Source organism: Streptomyces sp. NPDC004561, from assembly GCF_053602155.1.
The window spans coordinates 1-14499 of the sequence record NZ_JBSGDB010000017.1; the positions used below are offsets into that span (position 1 = coordinate 1).

The following is a 14499-nucleotide window of genomic DNA, read 5'->3' on the forward strand; positions in this document are numbered from 1 at the left end:
CCACCCCCTCGGCGACCAGGAAGTCGGCCAGCTTGGCCAGGCTCCAGGTCGAGAACGGCAGGCCGTGCTCGGCCGGCTTCGACTTGGCCATCTTCATGATCTCCCGGCGTTCCGGGAGGGTGAAGGTCTTCGGCCGGCCACCCTTGTACTTGGGATAAAGCGAGTCGAAGCCGTCCGTGTTGAAGTTGTGGAGCACGTCGCGGACCCGGCCCGGGCTGGTGAACGTCACCTCGGCGATCTTCGCCACCGGCATGCCCTGCGCGGATAACAGCACCATCTGAGCCCGCCGCCAGGTCACCACCGAACCAGTGCCTCTGCGGATGATCCGCAGCAACCGCCTGCCCTCGTCGTCATCAATTTCCCGGACCCGCACACGTTCAGCCACGTGATCATTCTGGCCGTCTGGCGCTTCCCGGCGCAGCAACTGGGCGACACATCACGACAGGGCGAACGTAGCTTGATGCGGCACTAGGACCCCGGCGTGGTGCGCGCGCAGCTGCTGCACGCCGCGCAGCGCCTCGCCAGTGACGAGCCGGGGCCACGCAGCTTATCGAGCGCCTGCCGAGGAGGAACCGTCCCAGCACCAGCTTGTACCTGGCGCCGCGTCAAGCGCGCGGGGCACGCGCCGGAGCGCGCTGCTCAGCGAAGAGCCTCGGCTTCACGGCCCGGAGCGGTTTAGGCATTCCAGGTGAGTGACGTCCTCCCGGAGTCATGGCACCCCCGCAGGAAGCCTTGGTGCACTCCTACCGAACGCGTCCGTCTGCCCTGCACGACAGGCAGACGGACGTGTCCAGGCACATCGGGAACCATCACACCGGGAGGACCGAATGAAGGCGCGGAGAAGCTGGACGGCGGCAGGCCGATGGGCGGCAGCCGCCGCAGCGGCGGCGATGCTGGCCGGAACGGCGTCGGCGACGGCGACAGCCGCTCCGGCAGCCCAGGGCTTGCCCACTTATGTGTGCGAGCGGCTTCAGCACATCTCGCTGGGCATGGAGGGATCTGACTGTAGGGCCTTCAACGGGGCGCCGGTTACAGACCAGGCCCGCATCTACGGCACGTTCCGCATCGAGGACACCCATGGCCGAGTCGAGCGCTGCGAGAACGCCCCCTGGTACGGGTACGCCGGCGCCGTGAGATACCTGTACCCCGGCGTCTTGAAAGTCCTCGGACTGAACTGTTCCCGCGAAAGGTAACCGGCTTCTACCGAGCAGCGAGCGGAGCACCACGGCGGCAGCCAAGGGCGTCGTCCGCTCGCCACTCGTCATGCAGACCAGTCAAGCGCCGCTTGACGAAAAGGCCCCCGCTTCACCACCAGGGGTAGAGCTGACCGGCGCGGCCGTGGAAGATCTTCCGGGCGGGCGTGTGGCGGCTTTCCTGCAGGTTGGCCTGGGCCTTGATCTGCCGCCGGTAGGACGGCTCGGCGCAGGATGAGCACAGTCCGGGAAACGACACGGCCGCGTCAGCACACGGCAGTCGGCGGCGGGCCGTGCGCATTTGCGGACAGCCGGGCTGCGCCCGCGTGACCCTGGCGGCGATGGCTGCGCATCACCCGCCGGGCAGCGATTGCGCACCACCCACCCGTCACCGGGTCCCGGCTGCGCAAGCGTCGACGTGATTGTGCAGAGGCTGCGCAACGCTGTGACCTGCTGTGGTCGGGTCTGTGGTCGGGTCTGTGGTCGGGGTGCCGAGGTGCACTCTGGCATCGCTCTTCCGGCACCTCTCTGCTGGCGCGTAAAGGGCCGAAGGGGCCTTTGCGTCTGGTACTAAAGGCGGCCTGGTGCTGGTGCGTTCGAGTGGCCCCGGGGTGGACACATACTGTGACGAATTGTCCCAGGCGGGCAATGTGTCAAGGTCGCGGCATGAGAAGCCTCATCGTCCCCGGTACGCCTATCCCCGTCGGTAAAGGTCTTTGCGGGGTGGCGGTCACCCCGGACGGCAGGACTGCCTACGTCGCCAACTGGGGCGACGATTCGGTGACGCCCGTCGACGTGGCCACTGACAGGCCCGGCGCTCCTATCTCCGTCGGTTCCAGGCCGCTGTGGGTGGCGGTCGCCCCGGATGGGAGGACTGCCTACGTCACCAACTGGGGTGATGACTCGGTGACGCCGATCGACCTGGCTACGAACAGGCCCGGTACTCCCATCCCTGTGAGTAAGGGCCCCTGCGGGGTGGCGGTCGCGCCGGACGGCAGGACCGCTTACGTCACCAACTGGGGTGATGACTCGGTGACGCCGATCGACCTGGCTACGAACAGGCCCGGTACTCCCATCCCTGTGAGTAAGGGCCCCTGCGGGGTGGCGGTCGCCCCGGATGGCAGGACCGCCTACGTCACCAACACCGACGGTGACTCGGTGACGCCCATCGACGTGGCCACCAATAAGCCCGGTTCCCCCATCTCCGTCGGCTTCAGCAGTCCTTTCGGGGTGGCGGTCGCCCCGGATGGCAGGACCGCCTACGTCACCAACACCGACGGTGACTCGGTGACGCCCATCGACCTGGCCACCAATCAGCCAGGTGCCCCCATCCCCGTCGGTTCCAGCCCGCTGGGGGTGGCGGTCACCCCGGACGGCAGGACCGCCTACGTCACCAGCAGTGTCATCGACGGCTCGGTGACGCCCATCGACCTGGCCACCAACCGGCCCGGTTCGCCCATCCGCGTCGGTAAAGGCCCCTTCGGGCTCGCGGTCACCCCGGACGGCAGGACCGCCTACGTCACCAGCAGCGCCATCGACAACTCGCTGACGCCCATCGACGTGGCCACCAACAGGCCCGGTACCCCCATCACCATCGGTGAAGGTCCGGTCGGGGCCGCGGGCACCCCGAATGACATCCCCATCGGCGACGCTGCCTACGCGGTCGCGGTCACCCCGGACGGCAGGACCGCCTACGCGACCAGCGGCCTCGGCCGCGGCTCGGTGACGCCCATCGACGTGGCCACCAACAGGCCCGGCACCCCCATCACCCTCGGCAACGGTGCCAGCGCCATCGCGGTCACCCCGGACGGCAGGACCGCCTACGTCACCAACACCGACGGCAACGCGGTGACGCCCATCGACCTGGCCACCAACAGACCCGGGACCCCCATCCCCGTCGGCCTCCATCCCATGGGGGTCGCGGTCACCCCGGACGGCAGAACCGCCTACGTCACCAACATCGACGGCCACTCGGTGACACCGATCGACGTCGCCACCAACAGGGCGGGTACCCCCATCACCGTCGACCGCTTTCCCAAGGCGGTCGCCATCACTCCGAACGGCAGGACCGCCTACGTCGTCCACAGCGCCCAGGAGGGCTCGGTGACGCCCATCGACGTGGCCACCAACAGGCCCGGCGCCTCCATCCGCGTCGGCTACAGGCCGCAGGCAGTAGCGGTCACCCCGGACGGCAGGACCGCCTACATCGCCGACGGCCTCGACGTGGTCACGCCCATCGACGTGGCCACCAACAGGCCCGGGACCCGCATTGCCGGCGGCAGCCTTCCCAGCGCAGTAGCGGTCACCCCGGACGGCAGGACCGCCTACGTCACCAACGGCGCCTCCGACTCGGTGACGCCCATCGACGTGGCCACCAACAGGCCCGGGACCCGCATTACCGTCGGCGGCTATCCCGTCGGGGTGGCGATCACCCCGGATGGCAGGACCGCCTACATCGCCAACTTCTTCGGCGCCTCGGTGACGCCAGTCAGGCTGTAGCCGGCACCGGGGCGAGGCATCACGTCCGCGGTCTCACGCCGAACAACGGCGGGCCCCCGGCGTCGGATTCGATGTGATGAGGAGATAGGGATGGATATCGCGAGTGTTTCCGACAAGGGTTTCCTGGTCGCTGACAACGGGATGACGCTGTACACGTTCGACAAGGACAGGCCCGGCACCAGCGCGTGTACCGGCCCGTGCGCGGACATCTGGCCGCCGTACAAGGCAAGCGCGACCGACACCCCGCAAGGCCCCTACTCGCTGGTGAAGCGCGACGACGGCACCTCGCAGTGGTGCTACAACGGCAAGCCGCTGTACTTCTTCTCCAAGGACGCCAGCCCGGGGGACAAGAACGGCGACAACTACAGCGGTCTCTGGCACGTGGTCACGCCGTAGGCGCCCGCAAGCCCCGGGGAGGCACACGTGCGTGCCGCCCCGGGGCTGCGCACTCTGGCCAGCGGCCGGGGGGGCTGGTTTTGCTAGTGCTCTGACCGCATAGGTTCGCCGGGTTGGCGGTCATGGCGGTTGGATGTGCGGTGACGTCTGATCCGACTGCTGGAGGTGCGGTGGCCGAGCCCGTCCGTGTTCGCAGACTGACCGACCAGGAGGGGCAGAGGCTGCAGCAGATCGTGCGCCGCGGTAGCACCAGCTCGGTGCGCTACCGGCGCGCGATGATGCTGCTGGCCTCGGCCGGCGGGAACCGGGTGCCGGTGATCGCCCAGCTGGTACAGGCCGACGAGGACACCGTGCGCGATGTGATCCATCGGTTCAACGAGATCGGCCTGGCCTGCCTGGACCCTCGGTGGGCGGGAGGCCGTCCCCGCCTGCTCAGTCGTGACGACGAGGACTTCGTCGTCCAGACGGCCACCACTCGCCCCACCAAGCTCGGCCAGCCCTTCACCCGCTGGTCGCTGCGCAAGCTCGTCGCCTACCTGCGGAAAGTCCACGGTCGGATCATCCACATCGGCCGCGAGGCGTTACGCGGCCTGCTCGCCCGCCGTGGCGTCACCTTCCAGCGCACCAAGACCTGGAAGGAATCCCCTGATCCCGACCGCGACGCCAAGCTCGACCGCATCGAGGAGGTCCTGGACCGCTTCGCGGACCGGGTCTTTGCGTTCGACGAGTTCGGCCCGCTCGGAATCCGGCCCACCGCCGGGTCGGGCTGGGCCGAACAGAAGCACCCCGACCGGCTGCCTGCCACCTACCACCGCACCCACGGCGTGCGGTACTTCCACGGCTGTTACTCGGTCGGCGAGGACACTCTGTGGGGCATCAACCGCCGCAGGAAGGGCGCCGGGAACACTCTGGCCGCGCTGAAGTCGATCCGCGCCGCCCGGCCCGACGGCGCACCGATCTACGTGATCCTGGACAACCTCTCCGCACACAAAGGCGCCGACATCCGCCGCTGGGCGAAGAAGCACAAGGTCGAGCTGTGCTTCACGCCGACCTACGCCTCGTGGGCCAACCCCATCGAGGCACACTTCGGACCGCTGAGGCAGTTCACCATCGCCAACTCCAACCACCCCAACCACACCGTGCAGACCCGGGCCCTGCACGCCTACCTGCGGTGGCGCAACGCCAACGCCCGCCATCGCGACGTCCTGGCCGCCGAACGCAAGGAACGCGCCCGCATCCGAAGCGAGAAGGGCATCCGCTGGGGCGGACGCCCCCTTGCCACCGCAGCCTGAACGACCCGGCGAACCTATGCGGTCAGAGCACTAGCCCCCCGTCAGCACACGGCAGTCGGCGTCGGGCCGTGCGCATTTGAGGACAGCCGGGCTGCGCCCGCGTGGCCGTGGCAGCGGTGGCTGCGCGTCACCCGCCGGGCAGCGATTGCGTACCGCCCACCGGCACCGGGTCCCGGCTGCGCAGTCGTCGACGTGATTGCGCAGGCGGCTGCGCAACGCTGTGACCTGCTGTGGTCGGGGTACCGGGGCTTGTGGTCGGGTTCGTGGTCGGGTGGTGCGCATGGCCGTACGGGCGGTGTGATGGTGCGCAGCGACTGCGCAGGGTGTCTACGGGTGCCGGGTCTGGCTCCAAGGGACGTGCTGGTCGGGGTCTTGGACGGGGCGCCATACGGGTGCGGAGGGGCCGTTGCGGAGCAGGTCGATCAGGGGCGCTGCCAGGACGGGGACGTGGCGCAGGAAGCCGGACAGTGCCGGCTCCGAGGCGGCTGCGCGTAGGGCGCGCATGCCTGTCTGGATGCCGGTGGGGCCGGTGCCGTCCAGGACGAACAGCAGCCGTGGGAACAGCGGGTAGCGGCGCCTCCAGTCCTCTTCCGGTAGTTGCTGCCCAGCGGCCGACCGTGGGCGTCCGGGCGCAGGCGCGGGTATGTAGTCGTGGAAGCGGGCGTAGGAGGTGAGTTTCGCGGCCAGGCGCTCGGGCCCCATGGTGGCCCGGTCGACTTCCACGAAGGCCCGCAGCATCGATCCGCCGTCCTCGCAGGTGCGGTAGTACAACAGGGCGTCCGGGATGACGGCCTCGCCGCTGCCGAGGGAGTGGTGGACCTCCAGAATCCAGTCGTCCCCGCCGACAACCCCGCTGACAACCGTCCGTACTCATCAGGAACTTGACGATGTATTCGCAGGTCATCACCCCTTTCAGGCGTGGTCGGGTAGCTCGACATCCCCCTCTGCACTCCCACAACGGTCCTACCCAAGAAGAATGAGGAAAAGGGGAGGGCGGGCGTGGGGTGGTGGAGCGGTCGGGGGATAGGGCGGCCTGCAGCGGGTGTTGCGCGTCGGCGGGCCCTCCGCGCTCAGCGCCGGGTCGGCCGCGCCAGGAGAACCTGGGAGCCAGCCAGGCAAAGCTCCGGGAGCAGACAGCAGTCGTCCTGGTCCTGGCCGTGCTCGGGCTTCGGTGACGGCGGGCTGCCAGTTGCGCTCGCTGCCGCAGGAGGGCTGGGCCGACCCCGGGGCACGTCGCCAGCTGGCATGACACGGTGAGTGCCCGCCCCAAGATGCTCAGCGCTCGATCGGCTCTGCTCCTGGTGCGTCCTCGGCAGCGGGGTGTTGCGCTGTACAGGTTTTGGGTGTGGACCAGCCCCGAGGGGGATCCTGTGTCCGTTTCTGTTTCTGTGACCGCCCGTCATGTCGCTGCGGCCGCCTTGGTGGGTGCGGTGGCGCTGCCGGCATCGGCCGTCGGCCATGACCACGACCGCGGTCGTGCACAGCGTCAGCATGTGGTGATCAGTGCTGTGCAGTACGACTCCCCGGGACGCGACAACCGCTCCAACCGCTCCCTGAACAAGGAGTGGGTGGACGTCACCAACACCTCCCGCCAGGACGTCAACCTCGAGGGGTGGACGCTGTCGGACGAGGACGGCCACACCTACACCTTCCACCACTACAGGCTGGAAGGCCGCTCCACCGTCCGCATCCACGCCTGCGAGGGCCGCGACAGCGCCCAGACGGTGCGCGGGTACTGCTCGAGGCCGGCACGAGGTTGCGGCAAGGGTTGCGCCTATGTGTTGCGCTGGGTGTTGCGCCAAGGGTTGCGGCTACTGTTGCGCGGCCCGCAGGACCGTTCCCGTGTACACGCAGGTCACCACGCAGATTTTCCGTGGTCGGACTGCTGGCAGCCCCGTTGCGGCTGCTCTGCCCATGTCCCTTGGCTGGTGTGAAGGAGGAAGGGACGGGCGGGATGGGCGGCGCGGCCGCAGCCGGGGATCGTGGCGCGTTCAGCCGGTTGCGCGTCGGCCAGGGCCACCGCGCCGAACCGCCGTCTAGCCCGGCGGCCGGACCGGGCGCCTTCCCACGGGTCCGCGCCGTGCCCGGGGCCGGAGCGGGGGCTCCCTCGTCGGTCGGGCGCGCGTAGCGCTGCCGTTGGGTTCCCGGGAACGACGCAACGCGGCGGTGTTCCGGTAGGACACGGGCTCGGGCGCGCGGCGGACACGGCCCCCGGCCCGAACCCGGGCCCGTATACGGCCTTTCCGGCCGGTCGGCCGCCGCCGTGGCTCAGGAGTAGGTCATCGGGCAGCCGTACCGCAGGGAGTACTGCGCGGCGCGCAGGTAGCGCGCCACGTAGAAGGCCGCGTCCCGGTCCTCGGCCCACGGTCCCGGCCGCACCCGGGCGGTCCGCTCCGCCCCGCCCTCCAGGAACCACAGGCTCAGTGCGAGGTTCTCGCCCGCCGGTATCGCGTCCACGGGCAGTTTGACGGCGCCGGCCAGCCGCTCGGCCAGGGCGAGCACCCGTGGGGCCCCGGCGACCGCTGTCTGTTCGCCGGAGTATGCGGTGCCGACGGGGAGCACGATCTCCTCCTCCAGCGCGAACGGCACCAGCACGCTCCAGTCGAGGAGGGCCGACAGCTCCGCGTCGGTCAGCCGCGTCCTGCACAGCGCCACGAAGCCGTCCATGGACGGGCTGACCTTCTCCTCGAACCATCCCGGCGCCTCCCGTGCGGCCTGCCGCAGCTCGTAAGGGGGCAGCCCGCGCCGCTCCAGCTCGGTGTTCAGCGCGGCGGCGACGTCCCTGTACCCGTCCTCCCCTGGCCGTGACCAGTCCTGCGCGGCGACACTCACCAGATAGACACCCATGATCGCAACGTACCGGCCGCCACCGACAACGTCCCGGCCCCTTGTGACAAACCCCGAACCGACGGCTGGTAGGGATCGTTGAGTCTTTTGAAGACCACTCCCTCCATCCCGACCGATCCTCTTGACAGCCACTCGCGCACGGTGGCCGGGTCGGTGGTCGACGGACACAACGTCCACGGCGCGCAGAGCCGACGGGCGGCGAACACGTAATCCAGAACCGCCCGGCGCCGCTGGTACGGCCACCCGGTCGCGTCCGTCCCGGACAACCTGAGCAGATCGAACGTCATAGCGCGCGAATTCCATGAATCTGGGCGGCCCTTGGACGCGAACCTGCGCGCAAGTCGCGGTTTCGCTGTCTTATCGGAACGGGTTCCGGATCCTACAGCTGCGCTTCGCGGCCGGCCTGGGCGCGATTCGGTTGGCGGTTCCCCCGGCCAACGGCCGCAGAGGTGCGCAGCCGTAGGCGCTCGCCCTGGGGCCCAAACATAATCAGGTACTCAACAGGCCCGCCGGAGCCGGCGTTCACCACCCCGTGCGGGGTGCGGGTGTCGAACTCGGCGACGTCCCCGGGGGTCAGGATGAGGTCTTGGTTGTCGAGCGCGAGCCACAGCCGCCCGTACAGGACGCACAACCACTCGTAGCCCTCGTGGGAGACCTGCCGCGGCCGCGCGGGCGGACCCTCGACAGCGGGCAGGACGTGCTTGTGGGCGTGCAGGCCGCCGACGTACCGGGTCAACGGCAGCACCGCCTTGTCATCCCCGAAGCTCAGCGGTGCCGTAGCGCGCGGCTCGGCCGCGGGGGCGGGCGCGGTGCCGGCCAGTTCGTCCAGGGAGACGCCGTACTCCATCGACAGCTGCAGCAGCACCTCCAGGGTGGGCTTGCGCCGGCCGGTCTCGATCCTGGACAGCGTGCTGGTCGAGATGCCGGTCGCGCAGCTGACACCGGCGAGCGTCGCGCTGTGGTGCTCGCGCGCGGCCCGCAACCGGGGCCCCATCGCGGCCAGCGTGCCGTCCACGTCGTCGACTGCCACTTTTCCCGCTCCTTCTTGCCGCGCCGCTCCACCGCTCTGTGCTGCGAGTTTGCCAGAAGGGCAAGGCTGATCGCGTCGGGCGGGTGCCGCGCCGCATGATCGATGGGTAGCCGCGTCCGCCCGCGAATCGAGGAGAAACCCATGCAGCCCGAGCCGACCGCCGAGCTCCGCCACCGCACCGTCGAAGCCCCGGCCGGGCGCCTGCACCTGGTCGAGCAGGGCACCGGCCCGCTGGTCCTGCTTGTCCACGGCTTCCCCGAGTCCTGGTACTCCTGGCGCCGCCAGCTCCCGGCCCTCGCCGCGGCCGGATACCGGGCGGTCGCGATCGACGTGCGCGGCTACGGCCGTTCCTCCAAGCCGGAGGCGACCGACGCCTACCGGATGCTCGACCTGGTGGAGGACAACGTTGCCGTCGTGCGTGCCCTCGGCGAGGAGAGCGCGGTGGTCGTCGGCCATGACTGGGGCGCCAACATCGCCTCCGCCTCGGCCCTGCTCCGCCCCGAGGTCTTCCGTGCCGTCGGCCTGCTGAGCGTCCCCTACGCGCCGCCCGGCGGCCCGCGCCCGACCGACATCTTCGGCCAGATCGGCGGCCCCGAACAGGAGTTCTACGTCTCCTACTTCCAGAAGCCCGGCCGCGCCGAGGCAGAGATCGAGCCCGACGTTCGAGGCTGGCTCGCCGGCTTCTACGCGGCCCTGTCCGCCGACACCATGCCCGCCCAAGGCGAGCCCGACCCCCACTTCGTTGCCCGCGCCGGCGGCCGGCTGCGCGACCGCTTCCCCACAGGGGTCCTCCCGGCCTGGCTGAGCAAGGACGACCTCGACGTCTACGCGGGGGAGTTCGAGCGCACCGGTTTGACCGGCGCCCTCAACCGATACCGCAACATGGACCGCGACTGGGAAGAACTCGCCCCGCACCGCGGAGCCCCGATCAAGCAGCCGTCCCTGTTCATCGGCGGCGTCCTGGACGCCTCCACCACCTGGATGTCCGACGCCATCGACGCCTACCCCACCACCCTCCCCGGCCTGTCGGCCTCCCACCTCTTGGACGCCTGCGGCCACTGGATCCAGCAGGAGCGCCCCGACGAGGTCAACCGCCTGCTGACCGACTGGCTCGCCACCCTCCAGAACTGAACCAGGCAGGCTACCTGGGCAGCTCGGCGGTTCGTTCGGGGCGGGCGGCGGTGACGTAGCGCATGGCGGTCTGCTCGGTGATGCCGAACAGCCGCATCAGCCTGAGCGGGTCGGCGCTTTCAGCTGCTTCGTTGAGGATGCCGGGGTCAGAACAGGGCGTCCTGGTCCGGCTCCTCACGGGGCAACGGCCCGACGTCCTCACCCCGCCACTTCGCCTCGAGGTGCTTGCGCCAGCCCGTCGGCGGAGGCCAGGGGACACCCCATTCCGCAAGCTGCTTCTTCGACCAGCCGCCGTTGGGGGTCTGCGCGGCGGCGACCTCGTCGGGTGAGGGCACGTGATTGACCATGCGGTGATGCTGCCCCAGCACACCGTCCAGGCGCCATAAGGCCTGTGGACGCCAGACGGGACCGAGCTGGTCCGATGTGCCCCGGCAGAGCCACAGGGTGATCTGTGCGTCGTTCCTCGACGTGCTGAGCGCCGCAGTGCCCGGTGCCGCTGAGCACCATCGCCATACTGGGCGATCGGGGCGCCCTGCGGCCCGACCTGGCGGCCGGCGCGGCCGCCGGCGACACCGACACCGACGCCGCCCAGGCATGAACCGCCTGCGCCCTCGGAACACGCACGCCTGTCTACTGGCGAGCAGCAGGGGGAGACGGCAGCGCCGCCGCGCGGGGATGCCGCTTGTCACCGCTTAGAGGAGCTGCTCATGAAGGAGTGCTGTGACCAGTGGTTGTGCGCTTTGATTGGTTGCTCTGATTCCGTCCGGCGGTGATCCTGAACCGCACGCGCACGGGCGACCGAGGCGGTGGAGGGCGGCTGGGGCGCGGTGCCAGCGTGCGGGGTGGAGCCACCTGCCAGCCAAGTCACGGACGACTCGACGCCCATGTTCCCCACCAGCCCGAGTCCAGCGTGACGTCACGGAGCGCCGCTGAGCTCGTCCTCCCGAGCCCTGCATCCCCATCGGCCGCGGCTTCCCCGAGACGGGAGGCCGGCCGCTCAGCAGCTCTCAGCGGGAGTCGTCTCGTTCAGAGGTTGTCCCAGTAGCTCTCCCGCTCGGAGGAAGGGCAAAACCGCTTGATGGACCAGCAGGTGCAGTTCCCGCCTCCGTACAGCTCCTTGTCACACTCGTCGTGGTGCTCCTGCTTCGGCCGACGCTCCGAGGCCGCGGGAAGGGCGGGCCGCGCCGACGTGGGCTCGATGGCGGGTGGCGGTCACGCCCAGTCGATGCCGAGTTCTCGGAGTGCGGCCTGCTGCTCCGCTGTGAGTTTGTCGCGTCGTTGTCGGGTGTTGGAGATCCACACACCGAGTCGGACCGGCACGGGCTCGGTCAGGCCGTCGACGGCGATCTGGACGATGGTGCTGCGGGGTACGGGCCGACGGCCTTCGCGTTCGACCCATTGCGTGAGGGCTGTCAGGCCCCGCTGGAAGGCTTGCTGCGCCTTGCTGGGGCCCTTCGCTGCACTCTGAGCGGCTGGTGCCGGGGACGGCGTCTCGAGCGGTGTCACGCCCAGCCGGGTGAGCCGTTGCTGTTGCTCGGTGGAGAGTTGCTTCCAGGTGGCTGGCTTGCGCTGCTGCTGAAGCCATCGTCCGAGGTCGTCGCCGTCCATGAGTACGCCGGGTGCGATGTCGGGCAGGTGGCCGTGGGGTTCGTCGGCGGCGAGATCTCGCAGTACGGCGTAATGGCGTTGCCAGTCCAGGGGCCATGGGCTGTTCCAGTCCTCATCGACCGCGGCCAGCTGCTTCGCGCGCTCCGCCGTCCGCTTCGGATCCTTGCCCAAACCGCCCTTACGCCGGAGGTTGGCCATGTGCTGCCCGACCGGCACGGGGCCGCCGCCGGCCGGGTCGTCCCAGACGGCGTCTTGGCGGGGTGCGAGGTGCCCCATGGCGTGCCGGTAGGACCGGAGGAGTGCGAGCTTGTTCTCCCACGCTTCTTCGCCGGGCTCCCACACCATCCCGGCGTCGGGGGCGTCCAGCAGCTCCATGCGGTGGGCGTCGAGTTCTCCGGCCCGCCGCGCCTTGCGCTGCTGGTGCACCCACCTGCCCAGCGGGAACGCCTTCGTCACCCCGACCTCGACCTCGACGTCGTACGGCACGGCGTACAGCCCGGTGATGGCGTTGTCCGCTCGCCAGCGCAGGAGGGCTTGGTAGCCCTCGAGCCAGACCAGTGACTGCGGCCGGTAGACGCGGGTGCGCAGGAACGCGGCGATGGTGGCGGGGTCGCGTGGGCTGGAGAACTGCAGCAGCTCCGACTCGGCCGCGCCGCTCTCGGCCTGCGGCCCTTCCGGGCCGCTGTTGGCGCCAGTAGCGGCGATGATGCGCCCGTCTGCGTCCCGCCGGACGTGTACCTTCCGCATCCCTCGGGTCAGGGCTCGGTTGGCGAGTTGCTCGGTGAGGTGTTCGGAGTGGGAGCGCAGGCCCTGGAGGACGGCGACGAGGGGGGCGTAGGAGGCGCTGGCGATCATGTCGGTGGGGTCTTCGCCGGGATGGAGGAAGACGGGCACGATGATCCGCGCGATCTTGGTGGTGCCGTCGAGGTTGGGGCGCAGTGCCCGGCCGATGTTCTGCACGATCTCGACCTGGGAGCCGCGGGTGTCGGCGAAGCAGACGGCCTCCACACCCCGCTCGCCCCGGATGTCGACTCCTTCTCCGAGGACGCGGCAGCTGGCGAGGAACGCCCGGTGCACCTGTCGGCCCGCGGCGTCGATGCCGTTCGCGAACTGGCGCAGGACCTCACGGCGTTCGGTGACGAGGTGGTCGCCGCACAGCCATGCCGACCACACCCGGTCCGCGGGAACGTGCCGGCCGGCGGCCTCGACGTCCCCGGGCTCGGCACCGAGAGGGGACCGCGGCCTGGCGGCGGCCTCGTCCAGGGCGTGGGCGCTGACCTCGTCCGCATACAGGTCCGCAGCCGTATGAGGCAGGTTGAGGGCGAAGGCCTCGGCTTCCTCGACCCGGCTGTGGAAGGTCATGACCGTCTTGATGTTGCGGGCGCCGGCGTGCTCCAGGAGCGCGGCCTGCAGCAGCGCGAGCCGCCGGCCACGCCGCGCCTCGTCGGACAGGCCGACGGAGTAGTCGGGGTCCTCGATCTCCAGGACGTCGATCTCGAACCCGGCGAGGACGCCCCGCTCGACCGCCTCGGCAAGCCCGAACTCGGCCAGCCACGGCCCGAAAGTGGCGGAGTCCTGGCCCATCGACGCAAGCTCCAACTCACGCCCGTCCTTCCCGCGCTGTGGCCGGGGGGAGGCGAGGATGCGCGGGGTGGCGGTGAGGTAGAGCCGGAAGTCGGCGGAGATCCGCTGGTTGTCGTGGATCGCGGCCCAGGGCCGTCCGAGATCACCGGCGGTTCCGTGGGCCTCGTCCACGATCGCGAGGTCGAAGCCTGCCATTTGCTGCCCGTACAGCCGCTCCCCGCCCGCCAGAGCTGCCTCCAGTGGCCCGCGCACTTTTCCCTGGCCCTCAGGTGCGTCGATGTCCTCGCGGTCCACCAGGGAGGCGTACGTGGCGAACACGACCACCGGCCCGGACCCCGCCCACAAGGCGAGCTGGATCGGGTTCGTGGTGGTGCGCACCCCCAGTTCGCCCAGCACGGGGTCGTTCTCCAGCGAGCACACGGCCACCATCGGGGCCCGGTGGCCCACCAGGCGCCACGCCTGGGCGGTCTGCACGAGCAGGTCCAAGGTCGGCACGGTGACGAGGATCCGCCCGCTGGGGAAGGACTCCAGCGCGCACACGGCCGCTGTGATCGTCTTGCCCGATCCGGTCGCGGACACGATCGTGCCCCGCATCCCCTCCAAGCGTGCAGAAGATCTTGCAGAGAATCCCACCCACTTCCGGAAGGCCAACTTTTGGTCGACCTGATGTTCCCTGAGCGAGATTTCCCGCATCTATGGCTCCCAAATCCGGGACGAGGGTTCATGTTGCGGCTCTCTGGAGGTGAGCAGTCCTTAGAGGGTGACCAGGGCGTTGCTCAGTTCTGAAGTGCGGAGTTCGGTATAAGTTACTAGCAGGTAGCACTGGTGCTGGGTTGGGTGTGTGCCTATACGACTTCATCTGGCCTGCGGTTTTGTGTGATGTCTTCGCGGCCTGCTCAACAGCAGCGTTGACTGCTCA

General features: G+C 69.7%; 12 protein-coding genes and 2 pseudogenes. 6 read left to right on the forward strand and 8 right to left on the reverse strand.

Features of this window, described 5'->3' with window-relative positions:
* Together ACWEN3_RS04065 and ACWEN3_RS04070 are read right to left on the reverse strand one after the other, a co-directional pair.
* On the reverse strand, window positions 1-385 hold a 385-nt coding region (locus tag ACWEN3_RS04065; protein ID WP_452965374.1), incomplete at its 3' end, for a helix-turn-helix domain-containing protein.
* Between the two features lie 932 nt (window positions 386-1317).
* Window positions 1318-1419: pseudogene (locus ACWEN3_RS04070) on the reverse strand (Tn3 family transposase); the annotation flags it as partial.
* A gap of 440 nt (window positions 1420-1859) precedes the next feature.
* On the opposite strand from ACWEN3_RS04070, the pseudogene ACWEN3_RS04075 reads away from it, so the two are divergent.
* The 4 genes and pseudogenes from ACWEN3_RS04075 to ACWEN3_RS04090 form a co-directional block, all read left to right on the forward strand.
* Window positions 1860-2291: pseudogene (locus ACWEN3_RS04075) on the forward strand (YncE family protein); the annotation flags it as partial.
* Between the two features lie 3 nt (window positions 2292-2294).
* Window positions 2295-3692: a hypothetical protein gene (locus ACWEN3_RS04080; protein WP_452965435.1), complete on the forward strand. Its 1398-nt coding sequence runs from the start codon at window positions 2295-2297 to the stop codon at window positions 3690-3692.
* Between the two features lie 90 nt (window positions 3693-3782).
* Entirely contained in the window at window positions 3783-4088 is a 306-nt protein-coding gene (locus ACWEN3_RS04085) for a COG4315 family predicted lipoprotein (RefSeq protein ID WP_452965377.1), read from the forward strand.
* Window positions 4089-4258: 170 nt separating this feature from the next.
* Window positions 4259-5380, forward strand: coding sequence for an IS630 family transposase (locus ACWEN3_RS04090; protein WP_452965379.1), 1122 nt, complete (start codon window positions 4259-4261; stop codon window positions 5378-5380).
* Window positions 5381-5707: 327 nt separating this feature from the next.
* On the opposite strand, the gene ACWEN3_RS04095 is transcribed toward ACWEN3_RS04090, so the two are convergent.
* The gene (locus ACWEN3_RS04095; RefSeq protein ID WP_452965437.1) at window positions 5708-6208 is read right to left on the reverse strand and encodes a replication-relaxation family protein; all 501 of its coding nucleotides are present in this window, start codon (window positions 6206-6208) and stop codon (window positions 5708-5710) included.
* Window positions 6209-6750: 542 nt separating this feature from the next.
* On the opposite strand from ACWEN3_RS04095, the gene ACWEN3_RS04100 reads away from it, so the two are divergent.
* Window positions 6751-7314, forward strand: a complete 564-nt coding sequence (locus tag ACWEN3_RS04100) for a lamin tail domain-containing protein (RefSeq protein ID WP_452965381.1) — start codon at window positions 6751-6753, stop codon at window positions 7312-7314.
* A gap of 334 nt (window positions 7315-7648) precedes the next feature.
* Here the strand turns inward: ACWEN3_RS04100 and ACWEN3_RS04105 are convergent, their stop codons facing one another.
* The 3 genes from ACWEN3_RS04105 to ACWEN3_RS04115 all read right to left on the reverse strand — a co-directional run bounded on the left by ACWEN3_RS04105 (window position 7649) and on the right by ACWEN3_RS04115 (window position 9257).
* Window positions 7649-8227 (reverse strand): hypothetical protein, encoded by a 579-nt coding sequence (locus ACWEN3_RS04105; protein ID WP_452965383.1) that lies wholly within the window; start codon window positions 8225-8227, stop codon window positions 7649-7651.
* Window positions 8209-8514, reverse strand: a complete 306-nt coding sequence (locus ACWEN3_RS04110) for an ATP-dependent DNA ligase (protein WP_452965386.1) — start codon at window positions 8512-8514, stop codon at window positions 8209-8211. The genes ACWEN3_RS04105 and ACWEN3_RS04110 overlap by 19 nt, the downstream gene beginning before the upstream one ends.
* A gap of 92 nt (window positions 8515-8606) precedes the next feature.
* Window positions 8607-9257 (reverse strand): helix-turn-helix domain-containing protein, encoded by a 651-nt coding sequence (locus tag ACWEN3_RS04115; protein WP_452965388.1) that lies wholly within the window; start codon window positions 9255-9257, stop codon window positions 8607-8609.
* Between the two features lie 141 nt (window positions 9258-9398).
* On the opposite strand from ACWEN3_RS04115, the gene ACWEN3_RS04120 reads away from it, so the two are divergent.
* Window positions 9399-10388, forward strand: coding sequence for an alpha/beta fold hydrolase (locus ACWEN3_RS04120; RefSeq protein ID WP_452965391.1), 990 nt, complete (start codon window positions 9399-9401; stop codon window positions 10386-10388).
* Between the two features lie 146 nt (window positions 10389-10534).
* Here ACWEN3_RS04120 and ACWEN3_RS04125 read toward each other — a convergent pair whose 3' ends face one another.
* Together ACWEN3_RS04125 and ACWEN3_RS04130 are read right to left on the reverse strand one after the other, a co-directional pair.
* Window positions 10535-10723: a hypothetical protein gene (locus ACWEN3_RS04125; RefSeq protein WP_452965393.1), complete on the reverse strand. Its 189-nt coding sequence runs from the start codon at window positions 10721-10723 to the stop codon at window positions 10535-10537.
* 877 nt (window positions 10724-11600) lie between these two features.
* Window positions 11601-14273 (reverse strand): Helicase associated domain protein, encoded by a 2673-nt coding sequence (locus ACWEN3_RS04130; RefSeq protein WP_452965396.1) that lies wholly within the window; start codon window positions 14271-14273, stop codon window positions 11601-11603.
* Between the last annotated feature and the right edge of the window lie 226 nt (window positions 14274-14499).